Source organism: Streptomyces sp. Qhu_M48, from assembly GCF_051305195.1.
Taxonomy (GTDB): Bacteria; Actinomycetota; Actinomycetes; order Streptomycetales; family Streptomycetaceae; genus Streptomyces.
Genome location: NZ_CP195432.1, coordinates 6,704,156 through 6,718,692 on the forward strand (window position 1 = coordinate 6,704,156; position 14,537 = coordinate 6,718,692).

Genomic DNA, 14,537 nt, shown 5'->3' on the forward strand with positions numbered 1-14,537 from the left:
GGGAGAGGTGACGGGGCGCGCCCGCAGCGTCGGCTCCGCGGGTGCGAGAAGGTTTCCGGACGGGAGGCTCGGCGGGGTGGGTGGTGCTGTGGTCGCCCGGCCTCCGCCGGGGGTCGCGGCGGGTTCTCACGGGGTGGCGTGGGCCGAGGCCCGGGCGAGGGAGCCGGTCGCGTGGGCCAGCAGGCCGAGCGCGGCGGCGCCGCAGACGAGGGTGGGTACGGCTCCGGGGCCCCCGGCGTCGACGACGGCCCGTACGGGGGCGGCGAGCGCGTCGAAGCCGGGGAGGGGGACTCGGGCGGCGAGGACGCTCGCGAGGGCGAGCGCCTCGGCGGCGCTGGCGGCGGCGAGGGCGGCGGCGGCCGTCTCGAGGAAGCCGTGGACGGTGAGGAGCCGGGCGAACAGCAGGAGGGCGCCGAGGGCGAGGGCTCCGGGGCTGAACCCGGTGAGCCCGAGCAGGGCGGTCAGGGCGAGGAGTTGGAGGGTCACGGTGCCCAGGAGCAGCGGCCTGGCGGCGGCGGCGAAGTCGGCGAGGTCGCGGCTGTCGGCGATCCGGCGGCGTGCCCGGGTGGCGAAGAGCCGGGCGCACCAGGCGGCGGGGGCGACGGCGAGGGCGAGGCCCAGGAGGGGGCCGGGGGTCAGCTCCCAGGGGCCGTCGGGGCCGCCGCCGAGCACCTGGGTCAGGAGTCCGTCGCCGCCGACCGCGTACGCCAGGAGCCAGAGGGTCCAGAGGCGGGCGGCGGGCACGGCCCGGCCGTCGGGGGCGCGGAAGGGCCCGCGCCGGACGGCGAACAGGAGCGACCCGGCGAGCAGCAGGGCCCCGGTCGCGCCGACGGCGAGGCGCACGGGCCCGTGGGTGACGGCGAGCCCGATGCCGGTGAGGGCGGCGGCGGCGCCGGGGGTGAGGGCGGCGAGCAGCCACGCGTCGGTGCGGGGTGCCGTGGACGCCGGAGCCGTGGCGGTGCCGGTACCGGTACCGGTACCGCGGGGCACGCGTACGTACAGCTCCTCGGCCAGCGAGAAGACGTCCCGGTGCCGGAACCGTGCGGCGGTCCGGTCGGTGAATCCCTGGGCTTCGAGGCCGGCGGCGATCTCCAGCGGGTCGACGGCCCGTTCGCAGAGCTCCCGGTGACGGTGCATGAGGACTTTCACGGGGTCGGCGTTCCCGCGCCGGGCACGGGGGGCGGCTGCGCTCCCCTCCCGGCCGGCCGGGGGTGCGGCCGGGGCCGGCTCGGGTGCGACGGGAGCGGCGGGGACCGGGGCGGTCGACGCGGGTGCGCCGGGAGCGGCGGGGACCGGGACAGCCGGCTCGGGTGCGACGGGAGCGGCGGGGACCGGGACAGCCGGCTCGGGTGCGACGGGAGCGGCGGGGACCGGGACAGCCGGCTCGGGTGCGACGGGGACCGGCGCGGGTGCGAGGGGGGCGGGGACCAGGGCGGTCGGCTCCCCCGTCGTCTCCGGTCGTGGGGGCATCGCGGCGGCCTCCCCCGGGGCCGGGGCTATCCCGGACGATGCGGGGTCGGCGGGGTCGGCGGTGTCGGCGGGGGTGCGGGGGTCGAGGCCCACCCCGGCTCGGAGGGTCGGCGTGGGGGCGCCGAGGAGGGCCTCGGAGCGGGCGTCCCAGGCTCCGGGGCTCGTCGGGGCGGCGGAGCCGCGCATGGGGGTGTCTCCTTCAGGCATCGGGGCCTCCTGTCCCGGCGGTCACGGCCTTCTGCGCCCAGCTGCCCCGCACGTGCGCCTCGGCGGGGTGGGCGAAGGGCACGCCGTCGCCGGGGCGGCGGCGCACCGGCGCGTGGGAGAGGAGTTCGAGGTAGATGCCGCGGAACGCGGCGAGGTTCTGTTCGACGGAGAAGAGTTCGAGCGCGCGGGCGCGGGCGGCGGCGCCCAGGCGGTGACGGCGCTCGGGGTCGCGCAGCAGCGCGAGGCAGGCGTCGGCGAGCGCCCGGGGGTTGCGCGGGGGGACGACGAGGCCGGTGCCGCCGATGATCTCGACGACCGCGCCGACGTCGGTGGAGACGGTGGCCCGGGCGCAGAGCATGGCCTCGACGAGGCCGGCGGGGAAGCCCTCGACGACGCTGGAGAGGACGACGACAGCGCCGGAGGCGTAGGTGTCCTCCAGGGTGGGTGCCTCGGGGCCGCCGAGCTCCTCGAAGGTGACCGGGTTCTCGCCGACGGCGTGCGCCCCGGCGGCCTCGTCGGGGAAGAGCTGGGCGGCGAGGCCCTTGCAGTGGGCGAGGTAGGCGCCGGCTCCGGGTTCCCGTACGGGTACGGCGACGATCCTCAGCCGGGCGTCGGGCCGACGGGCCCGGATCTCGGCGAAGGCGTGCAGCAGGGCGATGAGGTCCTTGGCGGGCTCGACGCGGCCGACCCAGACCAGGGTGGCGGGGTCGCCGCTCTCCTCGTCCTCGCCGACCTCGGCGAAGCGGTCGGCCGCCATGCCGGGGTGGACGGTCCGGATGCGGGCCCGGTCGGCGCCGCACTTCTCCTGCCAGCGGCGGGTGTGGGCGTTGCCGGGGGTGAGGAGCGCGGCCTGCCGGTAGACCTCGGCGGCGAGTCCACCGTGCAGGGCGGCGAGCAGGGTGCGCAGGGGGGCGGAGCGGTCGGCGCCGGCGGCGGAGAGGTAGTGGGAGCGGAGCTGGACGCCGTACTCGGTGACGAGGAGCGGGGTGCCGAAGAAGCGTTTGGCCAGCAGGCCGGGGAGCGCGGTGGTGCCTCCGGCGGCGGCGTGGCAGAGGTCGGCCGCGCCGAGGGCGTCCTCCGCGTACCAGTCGAGGGAGAGGGGGCGCAGGGCCCGCTCCAGGTGTTCGACGAGGGCGAGGTGGTCGGGGAGTCCGGCGGCGGCCGCGCCCCGGCGTGCGCCGGGCGCGCGGCAGGCGGATTCGAGGGTGCGGACGGCGTCGTCGGAGCGGAGCGCGCCGGGCAGTCCGCCGCGCTCGCGGGCGAGTTCGGCGAGGGCGTAGAGCCCGGTGGCGAAGGAGGGGCCGGAGGCGAGGGAGGGAGCGACGGCGGAAGAGGCTTCGGCGGCGGAGGAGGGGTCGACGGCGAGGTCACCGGCGCCCGGCTCCGCGCACAGCCCCACGGCCAGCTGGTGGAAGGCCTCGGTGAAGCGGCGGCGCTCGCGGCGGCCGTAGGCGCGGCGGGCGGCGCGGTCGCCGAAGGCGCTCCGTTCGAGGAGGTTCCTGCCCGCGGGGGCCGCGTCGGGGCTCCCCGGGTCCGCGGCTCGCGCGACGCGGGTGTTCGGGGGGAGCGGGCGCGGGGTGCCGGACCCGCCGAGGGCGTACAGGTCGAACTGGTGCTGCCCGAGTCCGCGTACGAGCCGGTCGCACCAGAGTCCGGACTCGCCGGTGGCGTACGGGTAGCCGCCCTCCGTGAGCAGTCCGATCCGCACGAGTGCACCCCCGTTCTCCCTTGACGCCGGTCACCGTCGGTCCGGCGACTCGCAGCGGGAAGAACGTAAGCGGAGATACCGGTGGAGCGACGGACGGTTGTCCGTCGCACCACCGGAAGGGGTGAATGCACGTAACTTTCCCACCCCGGTCGCGTTCTGTCGCGCTAAGCGGCAGAACGGTCACGGAGGGTCAAGCGGCGGCCAGCTCCTGGCGTCGCTCCCGGCGTTCGGCCGCGCGGACCGGATCGAGCGAGGGGACGGCGGCGAGCAGTTGCCGGGTGTACGGGTGCCGGGGCGCGCCGTACACCTCCTCGACCGTGCCCTGTTCGACGATCCGCCCGGTGCGCATGACGGCGACCCGGTCGCTGACCTGCCGGACGACCGCGAGGTCGTGGGCGATGAAGACGAGCCCGAGGCCGAGTTCGGCCTGGAGTTCGGCGAGCAGCGCGGTCACCTGGGCCTGGGTGGTGACGTCGAGCGCGGAGACGGGTTCGTCGCAGACGATCAGCCGGGGCTCGGCGGCGAGCGCGCGGGCGATGCCGACGCGCTGGCGCTGCCCGCCGCTGAACTCGTGCGGGTACGCCCCGTACCGGTCGGGGTCGAGCCCCACCCGGTCGAGCAGCTCCCGCACCCGGCCGCGTATCCGGGTCTCGTCGCGCTCCCCGGCCACGCGCAGGGGGTCGGCGATCGACTCGCCGACGGAGCGGCGCGGGTTGAGGGAGGCGACGGGGTCCTGGAAGACCATCTGGAGTTCGTGGCGGTACGGGCGCAGTTCCCGCTCCGGGAGGGCGCCGATCTCCGCACCCCGGTAACGGAGTTCGCCGCCGGTCGGGTCGAGGAGCCGGACCAGCATGCGGCCGAGGGTGGTCTTGCCGCTGCCGGACTCGCCGACGACGCCGAGGGTCTCCCCCGCGTGGACGGTGAGGGAGGCTCCCTCGACGGCGGTCACGGTCTTCACGCCGCGCCCGAACTCCCTTCGGAGGTCGCGCGCTTCGAGCAGCGGCTCGCCCTTGGCCAGGGGTGCGCGCACCGGGCCGTCGAGCCGGGGCACGGCGGCGAGCAGCCGGCGTGTGTACGGCTCCGACGGCGCGCCCAGCACCCCTTCCACGGGGCCGCGTTCGATCTCCCGGCCGCCCTGCATGACGAGTACCTCGTCGACGCTCTCGGCGGCGACGCCCACGTCGTGGGTGACGAGGAGCAGCGCGGTGCCCGTCTCGCGCCGCAGCTCGTGCAGCAGGTCGAGGATCTGGGCCTGCACGGTGACGTCCAGGGCGGTGGTGGGCTCGTCTGCGACGAGGAGCCGGGGCGCGCAGGCGAGGGCCATCGCGAGCAGGGCCCGCTGCCGCATGCCGCCGCTGAACTCGTGCGGGCGCGAGCGGGAGCGGCGGGCCGCGTCGGCGATGCCGACCCGGTCGAGGACCTCGACGGCGCGGGCGCGGGCGGCGCGCCGGGAGCCTCCGGCGTGGATGCGGTACACCTCGGCGATCTGGTCGCCGACGGCGTAGTAGGGGTCGAGGGCGGAGAGCGGGTCCTGGAAGACCATGGCGGCGACTCCGCCGCGCAGTCTCCGCAGCTCGCCGGTCCCGGCGGCGGCGACGTCGACGCCGCCGACGCGCACGGTGCCGCCGACCTTCGCGCCGGTCCCCCGGTGGAGTCCGAGGAGGGCCGCGGCGACGGTGGACTTGCCGCTGCCGGACTCGCCGACGAGGGCGAGGGCGCGGCCCTCGTCGAGGGTGAAGGAGAGGCTGTCGACGGCCCGCACGGGCTCCCCCTCACGGGCGAACTCGACGGTCAGGTCCCGTACTTCGACGATCGGGGTCACGTCAGGACCACCCTTCGGTCGGCGGCGGCGTAGAGCAGGTCCGCGAGGACGTTGGCGAGGACGACGAACGTGCCCGTCACCATGACCACGCCCACCACCACGGGCAGGTCGATCGCGCGGACCCCGTCGAGGAGGGTCTTGCCGAGGCCGGGGATGCCGAAGAGGGACTCGGTGAGGACGGCCCCGCCGAACATCGACCCGAGGTCGACGGCGCTGACCGCGATGACCGGCGGGACGGCGCCGCGCAGCGCGTGGCGGGTGACGACGGACCGCTCTCCCACCCCGTAGGCGCGGAAGGTGCGGATGTGGTCCTCGGCGAGCGTCTCCAGGGTGGAACTCCGGGTGAGGCGCGCGTACTTGGCGGATTCGAAGAAGCCGAGGGTGAGCCAGGGGAGCAGCATGTTCCAGGCCCACTGCTCGGGGTTCTCGCCGAGCGGTACGTAGCTGGGGAAGGGCAGCCACCGGAGGTAGGCGCAGACGGCCATCAGGAGCAGCAGCCCGAGGATGAAGACGGGGGTGCCGGTGCCGGCGAGGGTGAGCAGGGTCAGGATCCGCTCGGTGGGGCCGCCCCGGCGCAGTGCGGAGACCAGTCCGGTGCCGACGCCGATGACGAGCCAGATGACCATGGCGCCGAGGGTGAGGGAGGCGGTGGCGGGCAGCCGTTCCAGGACGAGCTGGGTGACCTGCTGGTCGCTCTGGTAGGAGAGGCCGAGGCAGGGTGCGTCGCAGTGGACGAGGGAGGTGCCGGTGGAGTAGTCGCGGCCGGCGAAGACGCCCTGGAGGAAGTGCAGGTACTGGGTGACCATGCTGTCGTTCAGGCCGAGTTGTTCGCGGACCTGGGCGATCTGCTGGGGGTTGCAGCGCTCTCCGCAGGCGAGCCGGGCGGGGTCGCCCGGGGCCAGGTAGAAGAGCGAGTACACCAGGACCGAGAGCGCCAGGAGGACGAGCGCGGCACCCGCGAGCCGCTTGAGGACGAAGCGGGTCATCGGGAGGTCTCCTTACGGGTGCCCACGCCGAGCCGGCTCGCCTCGCGCGGGTCGAGGGCCGCGCGGACCGCGTCGCCGAGGACGGTGAAGGCGAGCACGGTGACGAAGAGCAGTCCGGCGGGCAGCAGGACGTACGCGGGGTCGGCCCGGAACCAGGTCTGGGCGGTCGACAGCATCTGTCCCCAAGAAGGGGTGGGCGGGGTGACGCCCACCCCGAGGAAGGAGAGGGACGCCTCGACGACGATGTTGGTGGGGACGAGGATCGCCGCGTACGTGATGACGGGGGCGGCGAGGGAGGGCAGGAGCTCGCGGCGCGCGGTCCGCCACGGCCCCGAGCCCGCCAGCCGGGAGGCCGCGACGAAGTCGAGGCTTCTGAGGGTGAGGGTCTGGGCGCGGACGATCCGGGAGGTCCCGGCCCAGCCGAGGAAGCCGATGACGAGGATCAGCAGCAGGGGCCGGGGGAAGTCGCGCGGGACGACGGCGGTCAGCGCCACGGCGAGGACCAGCATCGGCAGGGCGACGAGCACGTCGGTGATCCGGCCGAGGACGCCGTCGATCCAGCGGCTGCCGAGCCCGGCGACGAGTCCGACGAGGACGCCGATGACGACCTGGACGGCGGTGGCGCCGACGGCGACGAGGAGGGAGACCCGGGCGCCGTGGAGGAGCCGGACGAACAGGTCACGGCCGGTGCCGGGTTCGACGCCGAGCCAGTGGTCGGCGCTCGCCCCGCCGAAGGCGCCGTACGGGACGCCGCCGCGGGCCGAGTCGACGAGGTCGTCGTGGTACGTGTTCGGGTCCTGGCCCTCCAGGGCGGCGAGCAGCGGCGCGGCGAGGGCGAGGAGGACGAGCAGGAGGAGGACGGTGGCGGAGACGAGGGCGGCGGGGCGGGTGCGGAGCCGTCGCCACACCTGCCGGGCGGCGCCCGTGGCGGGGATGCCCGCCACGGGCGCCGTCGTGCCGATCGACGCGGTCACTTGACGGCGACCTGCGAGATGTCGAGGACGCCGGTCCAGTCGCTGATGACGACGTTCTTGATGTCCTTGCCGACGAGTCGCTTGTAGACCGGGTGGAAGAGGGGCACGTCGAGCGCCTGCTCGCCGATCTTCTTGTCGAGGGCGCCCCAGCGGGCGGCGGCGGCCTTGAGGTCGGTCAGCTTGTTGATCTCGTCGATCTCCTTGTTGACCGCGGGGTCGTTCAGCTGGGCGTGGTTGTAGTTGGAGCCGTTGGCGACGATCTGGCGTCCGTCGAAGATCGGCGCGAGGAACGGGCCGCCGGCCGGCCAGTCGGCGCCCCAGCGGGAGAGGAAGAAGCCGGGGGCGTCCTTGACGCTCCAGCGCTTCTCGTTGAAGGAGTTGGGCTCCTGCCCGTCGAGCTCGACGGTGATGCCGGCCTTGCCGAGGGCCTCCTGGACGGCGGTGGCGATCTCGGGGCTGGTGGCGCGGTTCTGGGCGGTGGAGTGCAGCAGGGTGATCTTGAGGCCGTCGGGGTGTCCGGCCTCCTTGAGGAGCTGCCTGGCCTTCTCCGGGTCGCCCGTCCTCCCGGCCGGGAAGTGGTCGTACGGCGTGAAGCCGAAGGCCTTCTGCTCGGGCAGGAAGGTGGTGGCCGGCTCGGCGAGCGAGGAGCCGCCGGCCGCGTTGACGACGCTGGTGCGGTTGATCGCGTACGAGATCGCCTGGCGCACCTTGGGGTTGTCGAAGGGCTTCACCTTGGGGTTGAACGCGATGTAGTTGGTGAAGCCGAAGTGGCCGGTGCCGACGCGGGCGGCGAGGGCCTTGTCGGAGCCGACCTGCGCGAGTTCGGCCGGGCCGAGGTTGGTGTCGGTGGTGACGGCGGCGGAGTCGGCGCCGGAGGAGGTGGCGAGGCGCTGGTTGATGACGGCCTCGTCGAGCCCGGACCTGACGTCGATCCTGTCCGGGTAGGCCTTGCGCTCCTCGTCGGTCTTGGGGTCCCAGTGCTCGTTGCGCTCCAGGACGAGGCGCTCGCCGTCGTTCTCGTTCCTGACGACCTTGTACGGGCCGGAGGAGACGGGGTGCTCCTCGTACTTCGCACCGGTGTCCTTGGCCTTCGGGACGGGGGTGAACTGGGTCTGGGTGGCGACGAAGGGGAACTCGCCCTCGGGCTTCCTCAGCTTGAAGACGATCGTCCGGGCGTCGGGGGTGACGAGGGACGCGAGGCCCTTCTTGTCCTTGTACGGGCCCTGGTAGGTGTCGCCGCCGACCAGCCAGTCACGCAGGTACGGGGCTCCGCCGGAGAGTTCGGCGGCGAAGGAGCGCTCGATGCCGTACTTGATGTCGGCGCTGGTGATGGGCGTGCCGTCCTCGAACTTCAGGCCCTCCTTCAGCGTGTACGTCCACTCCGTGGCGTCCTTGTTGGGCCGGCCGATGTCGGTGGCGAGGTCGGGGACCACCTGGGTGCCGGCGGCGCCCGCCTCGCGGTTGCGGGTGGTGAGCGTACGGAAGACGAGGGAGGGGACGTTGCCGCCGCCGGAGGTGTAGAGGCGGGCGGGGTCGAAGTCGGTCTGGGCCTCGGCGTTGAGGACGGTGAGCGTGCCGCCCTTCTGCGGGGTGCCCGCGGCCTTGCCGGAGGTGCCGCTCTTGGCGCCGGTGTCCTCGGGTCCGGCGCAGGCGACGGCGCCGGAGGCCAGGACGAGACTGACGGCGGCCGCTGCCACGCGGCGGGAAATGACGGACGATTGGCGCATCGGAAGGAACCTCTCGAAGAACTGCGGGCACGGAAAAGGGAATTCCGCGCAGGCAGCGGCGATCGGTGCCGTCGATGAGGAATGGCCGGGATCGGGGATTCACAGAGAAAAGCCGCGCCTGCGGGAGGGAACACCCGGGCGCGGAAGATCGTCGGCGAAAGAGGGAAAGCGGGGCCGACGGGCGCACTCGGGCCGGGGGTTCCGCCCGGGGCGCTGGGCCCGGGGCGGGTCAGCTACAGAGAACGTCGGCGACGGAATGTCCGGCCACGCCGATGAGCGCCAGCTCAAAGGCGGCGCGATCGGAGACGACGTGACGGTTCGACATGCCGAGAAATATGGACGAACACGCGAACGATGTCAACGCGATTCGGGGATTCGGTGAGACACCCGTCTCACCATGTGGCCGAATCGCGTAGTGAAGGAACATCAACTGCCCGGATACACCCAGGGGTTGGGGCGGCACTTGATTCCGCCGATGTTCAGGGACTTCGTCTGCTGCTGCATCACGGGAGCGAGCGCACCGGGAGTGCCGCAGTTCACATGGTCGTGTCCGAGCCGGTGTCCGACCTCGTGGTTGATGAGCATCTGGCGGTACGCGAGCATCGCCTTGGGCCCGTAGGTCGCCGAACCCTGCGCCCAGCGGTACGCGTTGATCATCACGCGGTCGGTGGAGGCCGAGTCGCAGGAGACGTTCTCGACCGTGGTGTCGAGCCCGGACTTGTCGCACCAGACGCCCGTGGTGCCGGGGCTGGCGAGCGTGATGACGAACTCGGCCTCGCCGCTGGAGACGCGCTCGAAGGTCATCGCCCCCCGGCCGGCCCAGCTGCGCGGGTCGTTGAGGGTCTTGAAGACGGTCGAGCTGAAGAGGTCCTGGTCGAGACCGAGCCCCTCCTCGACGTCGATCCGGTAGCGGACCAGGCGGCCCTTGCCGGGCGCCTTCTGGAAGCCCGGAACGGCCTTGAAGGCGCCCGAGCCCTTCAGCTTCGGGTCGATCGGGTACTGCCGGGCGATCAGCTGCGCGTACGTGGGCGGCGGCGGGAGGGCGACGGGCGCCGGGCTCGCCGGGGTGTCCCGCTCGTCGGAACGGGAGGCGGAGGAGTCGTCCACGGACCGGTCGGCCGGCTGCTCGGCGGCGCTGGTGGTGGCCGACGCCTCCTCCCGGTCGGCGACCTGCCCGGTGACGACCACGGCGAGGACGGTGGCGACGGCGGCGGCCGCGACTCCGGAGAGGGTGCGGCCGAGCCCGCCCCGGCCGGCCGGTTCCTCGTCCCCGGCCCCGCCCTCGCGGCGCTGGCCGGGAATGAACGGGCCCTGGGGAGAGGCCTGTTCGGCCTCGTCGTTGGTGGGAGCGGCGCGCCGGTCCGCGCGCCGGGGACCGTAGCCACCGGGGCGGGGCGCCGTGCCCTCCTCGTGCTGCGGGTGGCCGCCCCGGACGGCGGTGCCGCCGTAGACGGGGATGCCGTGGGCGGGCGTGCCGGGGGTGCCGTGCGCCGGAGTGTCGTGGGCCCCGCCGCCGTGTCCGGAGGTGCCGTAGGAAGGGGTGCCGTGCGCGGGGGTGCCGTGCGCGGGGGTGCCCTGGACGGGGGTTCCGTGAGCCGGAGTGCCGTGTGCCGGGGTCCCGTACGTCGGAGCGCCGGCCGCGTCCTGGCCGGCTCCGGCGGTCCTGCGGCGGCGTCCGGTGCCGGGCGCGCGCCCGGCGGCCGTACCCGGCGCCCCCGGTCCCGCCCCGGCCGGCTGCCCGGCCGCCGCCGTCTGTTGTTGTTGCCGCTGTTGCCCGGTGTCGGCCACCGAGGGCGCGGAGCCCTTGCGACTGTGACGTCCCACGCCCCGGATCAGCTCCCGCCGTGATCGGCGATCAGGTCCCGAGCGGCCTGGGCGACCGTCTCGGGGTACTCCATCATCGCCACGTGCCCCGCCTCGGGGAGGGTCAGCAGGCGCGAACCGCGGAAGGTGGCGGCCGCCCGCCGGGCCATCCGGTACGAGACGAGTTGGTCGCGCCCACCGTAGACGAGCAGCGTCGGCGCGAGAACCCGTTCGGCCTGCCGCCACAGTCCGTGCTGGCCGCCGAGCGTGTACGCGTCGACGATGCCGCGCGAGGAACGGGCCATCGCGTCCCAGAAGTAGGGGAGCTCCAGGCGGCGCTCCATCTCCTCGACGGCGTGCCGGAGGCCCTCGTCGGTGACCTGGCCGGGGTCCCCGTAACAGAGCGAGAGGACGCCCCGGACCCGCTGCTCGGGCGTCCAGTCCCTGGTGAGCCGGGCGAAGGCGGAGGCGACTCCGGGCACCGCGAGCAGCACCGTGGGCCAGGCCGTGCGCTGGGCGCGCAGCTCGGGGAGGGCGGGCGAGACGAGGGTGAGGGTGCGGACCAGGTCGGGCCGGGCCGCGGCGACGCGGGTGGCGACGGCGCCGCCCAGCGAGTTGCCGAAGAGGTGGACCGGGCCGCGCCCCGTGGAGTCCAGGAGCCGGATGACGGCGCGGGCGTGGCCCCTGACCGAGTAGTCGCCGTCGTCGGGCGGCGGCGAGTCGCCGAAGCCGGGCAGGTCGACGGCCTCGCCGTCGACCAGGTCGGCGAGGAGCGGCATCAGGGCGGACCAGTTCTGCGAGGAACCGCCGAGGCCGTGGACGTACAGCGCGGGCGGCAGGCCGGGGGTCTCACCCGGCCGGGCCCGCACGGTGAGGGTGAGTCCGGGCAGCGAGACGGAGCGGAGCTCCTCGCCGTCGGCGACCCGCACGGCGCGGGTCGTGCGCGACGCGGGTGGTGCGGCGGCGGTCCGTGTTTCCGGCAGCTCGGTCGACGACATGGCCGCAATATTACGAGACGATCACGCGCCCGGACGTGTGGGTGCGGTCACAGGTGCGTGTGCGGCGAGCCGCGTGTGCTCCTAGGCTCGAAGAGAGGGCCATCGGAGAGGACCGCGACCCGCATGCTCCGGAAGGAACCTCATGACTGTCGATCCGACCGAACCGGACACATTCGCCGAGGAAGAGGACGTCGTGCTGGACGAGGAAATCCCGGAGGCCGACGCCGCGGAGCAGCACGCCGAACTGCGGCAGCGCGAGGACGATCCGCTGACCACGGTCGAACGCGACTCGGCGAACGAGGCGGATTCGTCCGAACAGGCCCGTGTGGTCGCCCTGGACGAAGACGACTATCGCTGATTTGTTCGGTTTAATCTTGAATCGACTGTCGCCCCGGGCGTCCGGTCCGTGAAATTCTGCGTTCGCACCGCGCACAGCCGGGTTACCCAAAAGTACGATGGCGGCGCGTGCGACAGCGCGCATGGATCGATTTTTGGGAGGCCGCGTGAGCGCCATCGAGCAGACAGAGGCAGCACGCCCTCGGGGCACGCGCCTGCCGCGACGTGCCCGACGGAACCAGCTCCTCGGCGCGGCCCAGGAGGTCTTCGTCGCCCAGGGGTACCACTCCGCCGCGATGGACGACATCGCCGAGCGCGCGGGCGTCAGCAAGCCGGTGCTCTACCAGCACTTCCCCGGGAAGCTGGAGCTCTACCTGGCGCTGCTCGACCAGCACTGCGAGTCCCTCCTCCTGGCGGTGCGCACGGCCCTGGCCTCCACCACCGACAACAAGCTGCGGGTCGCGGCCACCATGGACGCGTACTTCGCCTACGTCGAGGACGAGGGCGGCGCCTTCCGGCTGGTCTTCGAGTCCGACCTCACCAACGAGCCGGCCGTGCGCGAGCGCGTGGACCGCGTCAGCCTGCAGTGCGCCGAGGCGATCTCCGACGTGATCGCCGAGGACACGGGCCTGTCCAAGGACGAGTCCATGCTGCTCGCCGTCGGCCTCGGCGGCGTCTCGCAGGTCGTCGCCCGCTACTGGCTGTCGAGCGGATCCGCCATCCCCCGCGACAAGGCGGTCGGTCTGCTGACCTCGCTCGCCTGGCGCGGCATCGCCGGCTTCCCGCTGCACGCGGTGGAGGGCCAGCTGAGCGCCGAGGGTCACTGAGCGTCCCCGCGGGGCATTCCCGCGGGCTGTTCGCTCCTGGCGTGCGGCGGCTGAGCCGTACGCGTCCCCTCACCGGGCTAATGTGTGCAGCGTACGGCGCGGGTATTCGCGCAACGCTGACCGTTCGGAGGGACATAGCCGTGGAGGTCAAGATCGGCGTGCAGCACGCACCCCGGGAGATCGTTCTGGAGAGCGGGCAGTCCGCCGAGGAGGTGGAGCGCGCCGTCGCCGACGCGCTGGCCGGCAAGGCGCAGCTGCTCAGCCTCTCGGACGAGAAGGGCCGCAAGATCCTGATCCCGGCCGAGAAGATCGCGTACGTGGAGCTCGGCGAGCCCGCCGTTCGCCGCGTGGGTTTCGGCGCGCTCTGAGCCCAGGATCCGCGCGAGAGGCCCGGTGGACCGTCTTCGGTCCACCGGGCCTCTCGTCTGCGCGGACGGCCCCGGCGCGGGGCGGCGCGGACGAGCACGTCGGGGCTGGGGCGGACGGGGTCGTCGGGGCGGGAGCGGACACCCCATCCGGGCGGGGCGGACGGCCACGTCGGGGGTACGGGAGGATTGCGTTCCGGACGCCATGGGTAGGAGGGTCCTCGACCGCACCACCCGCCCCGCACCCCTCGCGAGGTGATTCTCCGTGTTCCTGGAAGCCCTCGGTTCCGCCCTGCTCGGCTTCGCCCTGGCCTGGGCCGCCGCGCACCGGCTGTCCGACCGCCTCCCCGTCCGGGTGCTCGTCCTCGCCACCGGCACGCTCGGTGGGGTCTTCGGCGCGCTCGTCACCCACGGGGCCCTCGGCCCCGGCCACTTCCTCGCCACCCTGATCGGTGCGGTGGCGGTGGCGGCGGTGCTGCTCTCGCTGCTGATCCGGCCGGCCTCGCGTCGCCGACTGCGCCGATCAGCCGCGGCGTGACGACACCGCCCGCCCCCCACCCGCTCCGGTAGCCCTCAGGCGGCCAGACCGAGCGCCGCCATGCGCTTGGTGTGCGCCTCGGTGATCCGGGAGAACATCCGGCCGACCTCCGCGAGGTCGAAGCCGTCCGCGACACCGCCGACCAGCATGGTCGAGAGCGCGTCGCGCTCGGCGACCACACGCTGGGCCTGCGAGAGCGCCTCGCCCATCAGACGGCGCGCCCAGAGCGCGAGGCGGCCGCCGACCCGCGGGTCGGCGTCGATCGCCGCGCGGACCTTCTCCACGGCGAAGTTGCCGTGGCCGGTGTCGTCGAGCACGGCGAGGACGAGGTCCCGCGTGTCCGAGTCGAGGCGGGCCGCGACCTCGCGGTAGAAGTCGCTGGCGATCGAGTCGCCGACGTACGCCTTGACCAGGCCCTCCAGCCAGTCCGAGGGCGCGGTCTGGCGGTGGAAGTCGTCGAGCGCCTTGGCGAAGGGCTCCATGGCGGCGGTCGGCTCGGCGTCCACGGCGGTGAGGCGGTTCCGCAGCCGCTCGAAGTGGTGGAACTCGGCGGAGGCCATCTTCGCCAGCTCCGCCTTGTCCGCGAGGGTCGGCGCCAGCTTGGCGTCCTCGGCGAGCCGCTCGAAGGCCGCGAGCTCTCCGTAGGCGAGGGCGCCGAGGAGGTCGATCACGGCGGCGCGGTACTGCGGCTCCTCGGAAGCCGTCGCCCAGTCCTTGGCGGCGATCCCGGTGGGTGTGGCGTTGTCAGGCGTCTCCATGGAGCGCACAATAGCCCG

Annotated in this window: 14 protein-coding genes; 4 read left to right on the plus strand and 10 right to left on the minus strand. The window is 74.0% G+C overall.

Annotated features, from left to right (window positions below):
- Positions 1 to 126: 126 nt before the first annotated feature.
- From ACRRSS_RS29930 to ACRRSS_RS29970, 9 genes are all read right to left on the minus strand, one after another.
- The gene (locus ACRRSS_RS29930) at positions 127 to 1,677 is read right to left on the minus strand and encodes a hypothetical protein (protein ID WP_435974164.1); all 1,551 of its coding nucleotides are present in this window, start codon (positions 1,675 to 1,677) and stop codon (positions 127 to 129) included.
- On the minus strand, positions 1,670 to 3,385 hold the full coding sequence (locus ACRRSS_RS29935) for a glycosyltransferase (RefSeq protein ID WP_435974165.1): 1,716 nt from the start codon (positions 3,383 to 3,385) through the stop codon (positions 1,670 to 1,672). Before ACRRSS_RS29935 ends, ACRRSS_RS29930 begins: the two co-directional genes overlap by 8 nt.
- Before the next feature lie 190 nt (positions 3,386 to 3,575).
- Positions 3,576 to 5,207, minus strand: a complete 1,632-nt coding sequence (locus ACRRSS_RS29940) for a dipeptide ABC transporter ATP-binding protein (RefSeq protein WP_435974166.1) — start codon at positions 5,205 to 5,207, stop codon at positions 3,576 to 3,578.
- Positions 5,204 to 6,193: an ABC transporter permease gene (locus ACRRSS_RS29945; protein ID WP_435974167.1), complete on the minus strand. Its 990-nt coding sequence runs from the start codon at positions 6,191 to 6,193 to the stop codon at positions 5,204 to 5,206. The genes ACRRSS_RS29940 and ACRRSS_RS29945 overlap by 4 nt, the downstream gene beginning before the upstream one ends.
- A complete protein-coding gene (locus tag ACRRSS_RS29950; RefSeq protein WP_435974168.1) occupies positions 6,190 to 7,167 on the minus strand; it encodes an ABC transporter permease in 978 nt (325 codons plus the stop codon). The genes ACRRSS_RS29945 and ACRRSS_RS29950 overlap by 4 nt, the downstream gene beginning before the upstream one ends.
- Positions 7,164 to 8,894: an ABC transporter substrate-binding protein gene (locus ACRRSS_RS29955; protein ID WP_435974169.1), complete on the minus strand. Its 1,731-nt coding sequence runs from the start codon at positions 8,892 to 8,894 to the stop codon at positions 7,164 to 7,166. Before ACRRSS_RS29955 ends, ACRRSS_RS29950 begins: the two co-directional genes overlap by 4 nt.
- Positions 8,895 to 9,123: 229 nt before the next feature.
- Positions 9,124 to 9,321 carry an Ms4533A family Cys-rich leader peptide gene (locus tag ACRRSS_RS29960; RefSeq protein ID WP_435974170.1) on the minus strand — a complete coding sequence of 66 codons (198 nt, stop codon included), beginning with the start codon at positions 9,319 to 9,321 and terminating at the stop codon, positions 9,124 to 9,126.
- Positions 9,321 to 10,718, minus strand: a complete 1,398-nt coding sequence (locus ACRRSS_RS29965; RefSeq protein WP_435974171.1) for a DUF3152 domain-containing protein — start codon at positions 10,716 to 10,718, stop codon at positions 9,321 to 9,323. The genes ACRRSS_RS29960 and ACRRSS_RS29965 overlap by 1 nt, the downstream gene beginning before the upstream one ends.
- 8 nt (positions 10,719 to 10,726) lie before the next feature.
- Positions 10,727 to 11,695, minus strand: a complete 969-nt coding sequence (locus tag ACRRSS_RS29970) for an alpha/beta fold hydrolase (protein WP_435974172.1) — start codon at positions 11,693 to 11,695, stop codon at positions 10,727 to 10,729.
- Positions 11,696 to 11,837: 142 nt separating this feature from the next.
- Between ACRRSS_RS29970 and ACRRSS_RS29975 the strand changes: the two genes are divergently transcribed.
- From ACRRSS_RS29975 to ACRRSS_RS29990, 4 genes are all read left to right on the plus strand, one after another.
- Entirely contained in the window at positions 11,838 to 12,053 is a 216-nt protein-coding gene (locus ACRRSS_RS29975; RefSeq protein WP_435974173.1) for a hypothetical protein, read from the plus strand.
- A 145-nt stretch (positions 12,054 to 12,198) separates the two neighbouring features.
- Positions 12,199 to 12,858, plus strand: coding sequence for a TetR/AcrR family transcriptional regulator (locus ACRRSS_RS29980; RefSeq protein ID WP_189835731.1), 660 nt, complete (start codon positions 12,199 to 12,201; stop codon positions 12,856 to 12,858).
- A gap of 140 nt (positions 12,859 to 12,998) precedes the next feature.
- The gene (locus ACRRSS_RS29985) at positions 12,999 to 13,226 is read left to right on the plus strand and encodes a DUF3107 domain-containing protein (RefSeq protein WP_030207540.1); all 228 of its coding nucleotides are present in this window, start codon (positions 12,999 to 13,001) and stop codon (positions 13,224 to 13,226) included.
- Between the two features lie 262 nt (positions 13,227 to 13,488).
- Positions 13,489 to 13,761, plus strand: coding sequence for a hypothetical protein (locus ACRRSS_RS29990; protein ID WP_351907128.1), 273 nt, complete (start codon positions 13,489 to 13,491; stop codon positions 13,759 to 13,761).
- Between the two features lie 35 nt (positions 13,762 to 13,796).
- Here the strand turns inward: ACRRSS_RS29990 and ACRRSS_RS29995 are convergent, their stop codons facing one another.
- The gene (locus ACRRSS_RS29995) at positions 13,797 to 14,519 is read right to left on the minus strand and encodes a ferritin-like fold-containing protein (protein ID WP_351907130.1); all 723 of its coding nucleotides are present in this window, start codon (positions 14,517 to 14,519) and stop codon (positions 13,797 to 13,799) included.
- Positions 14,520 to 14,537: the final 18 nt, after the last annotated feature.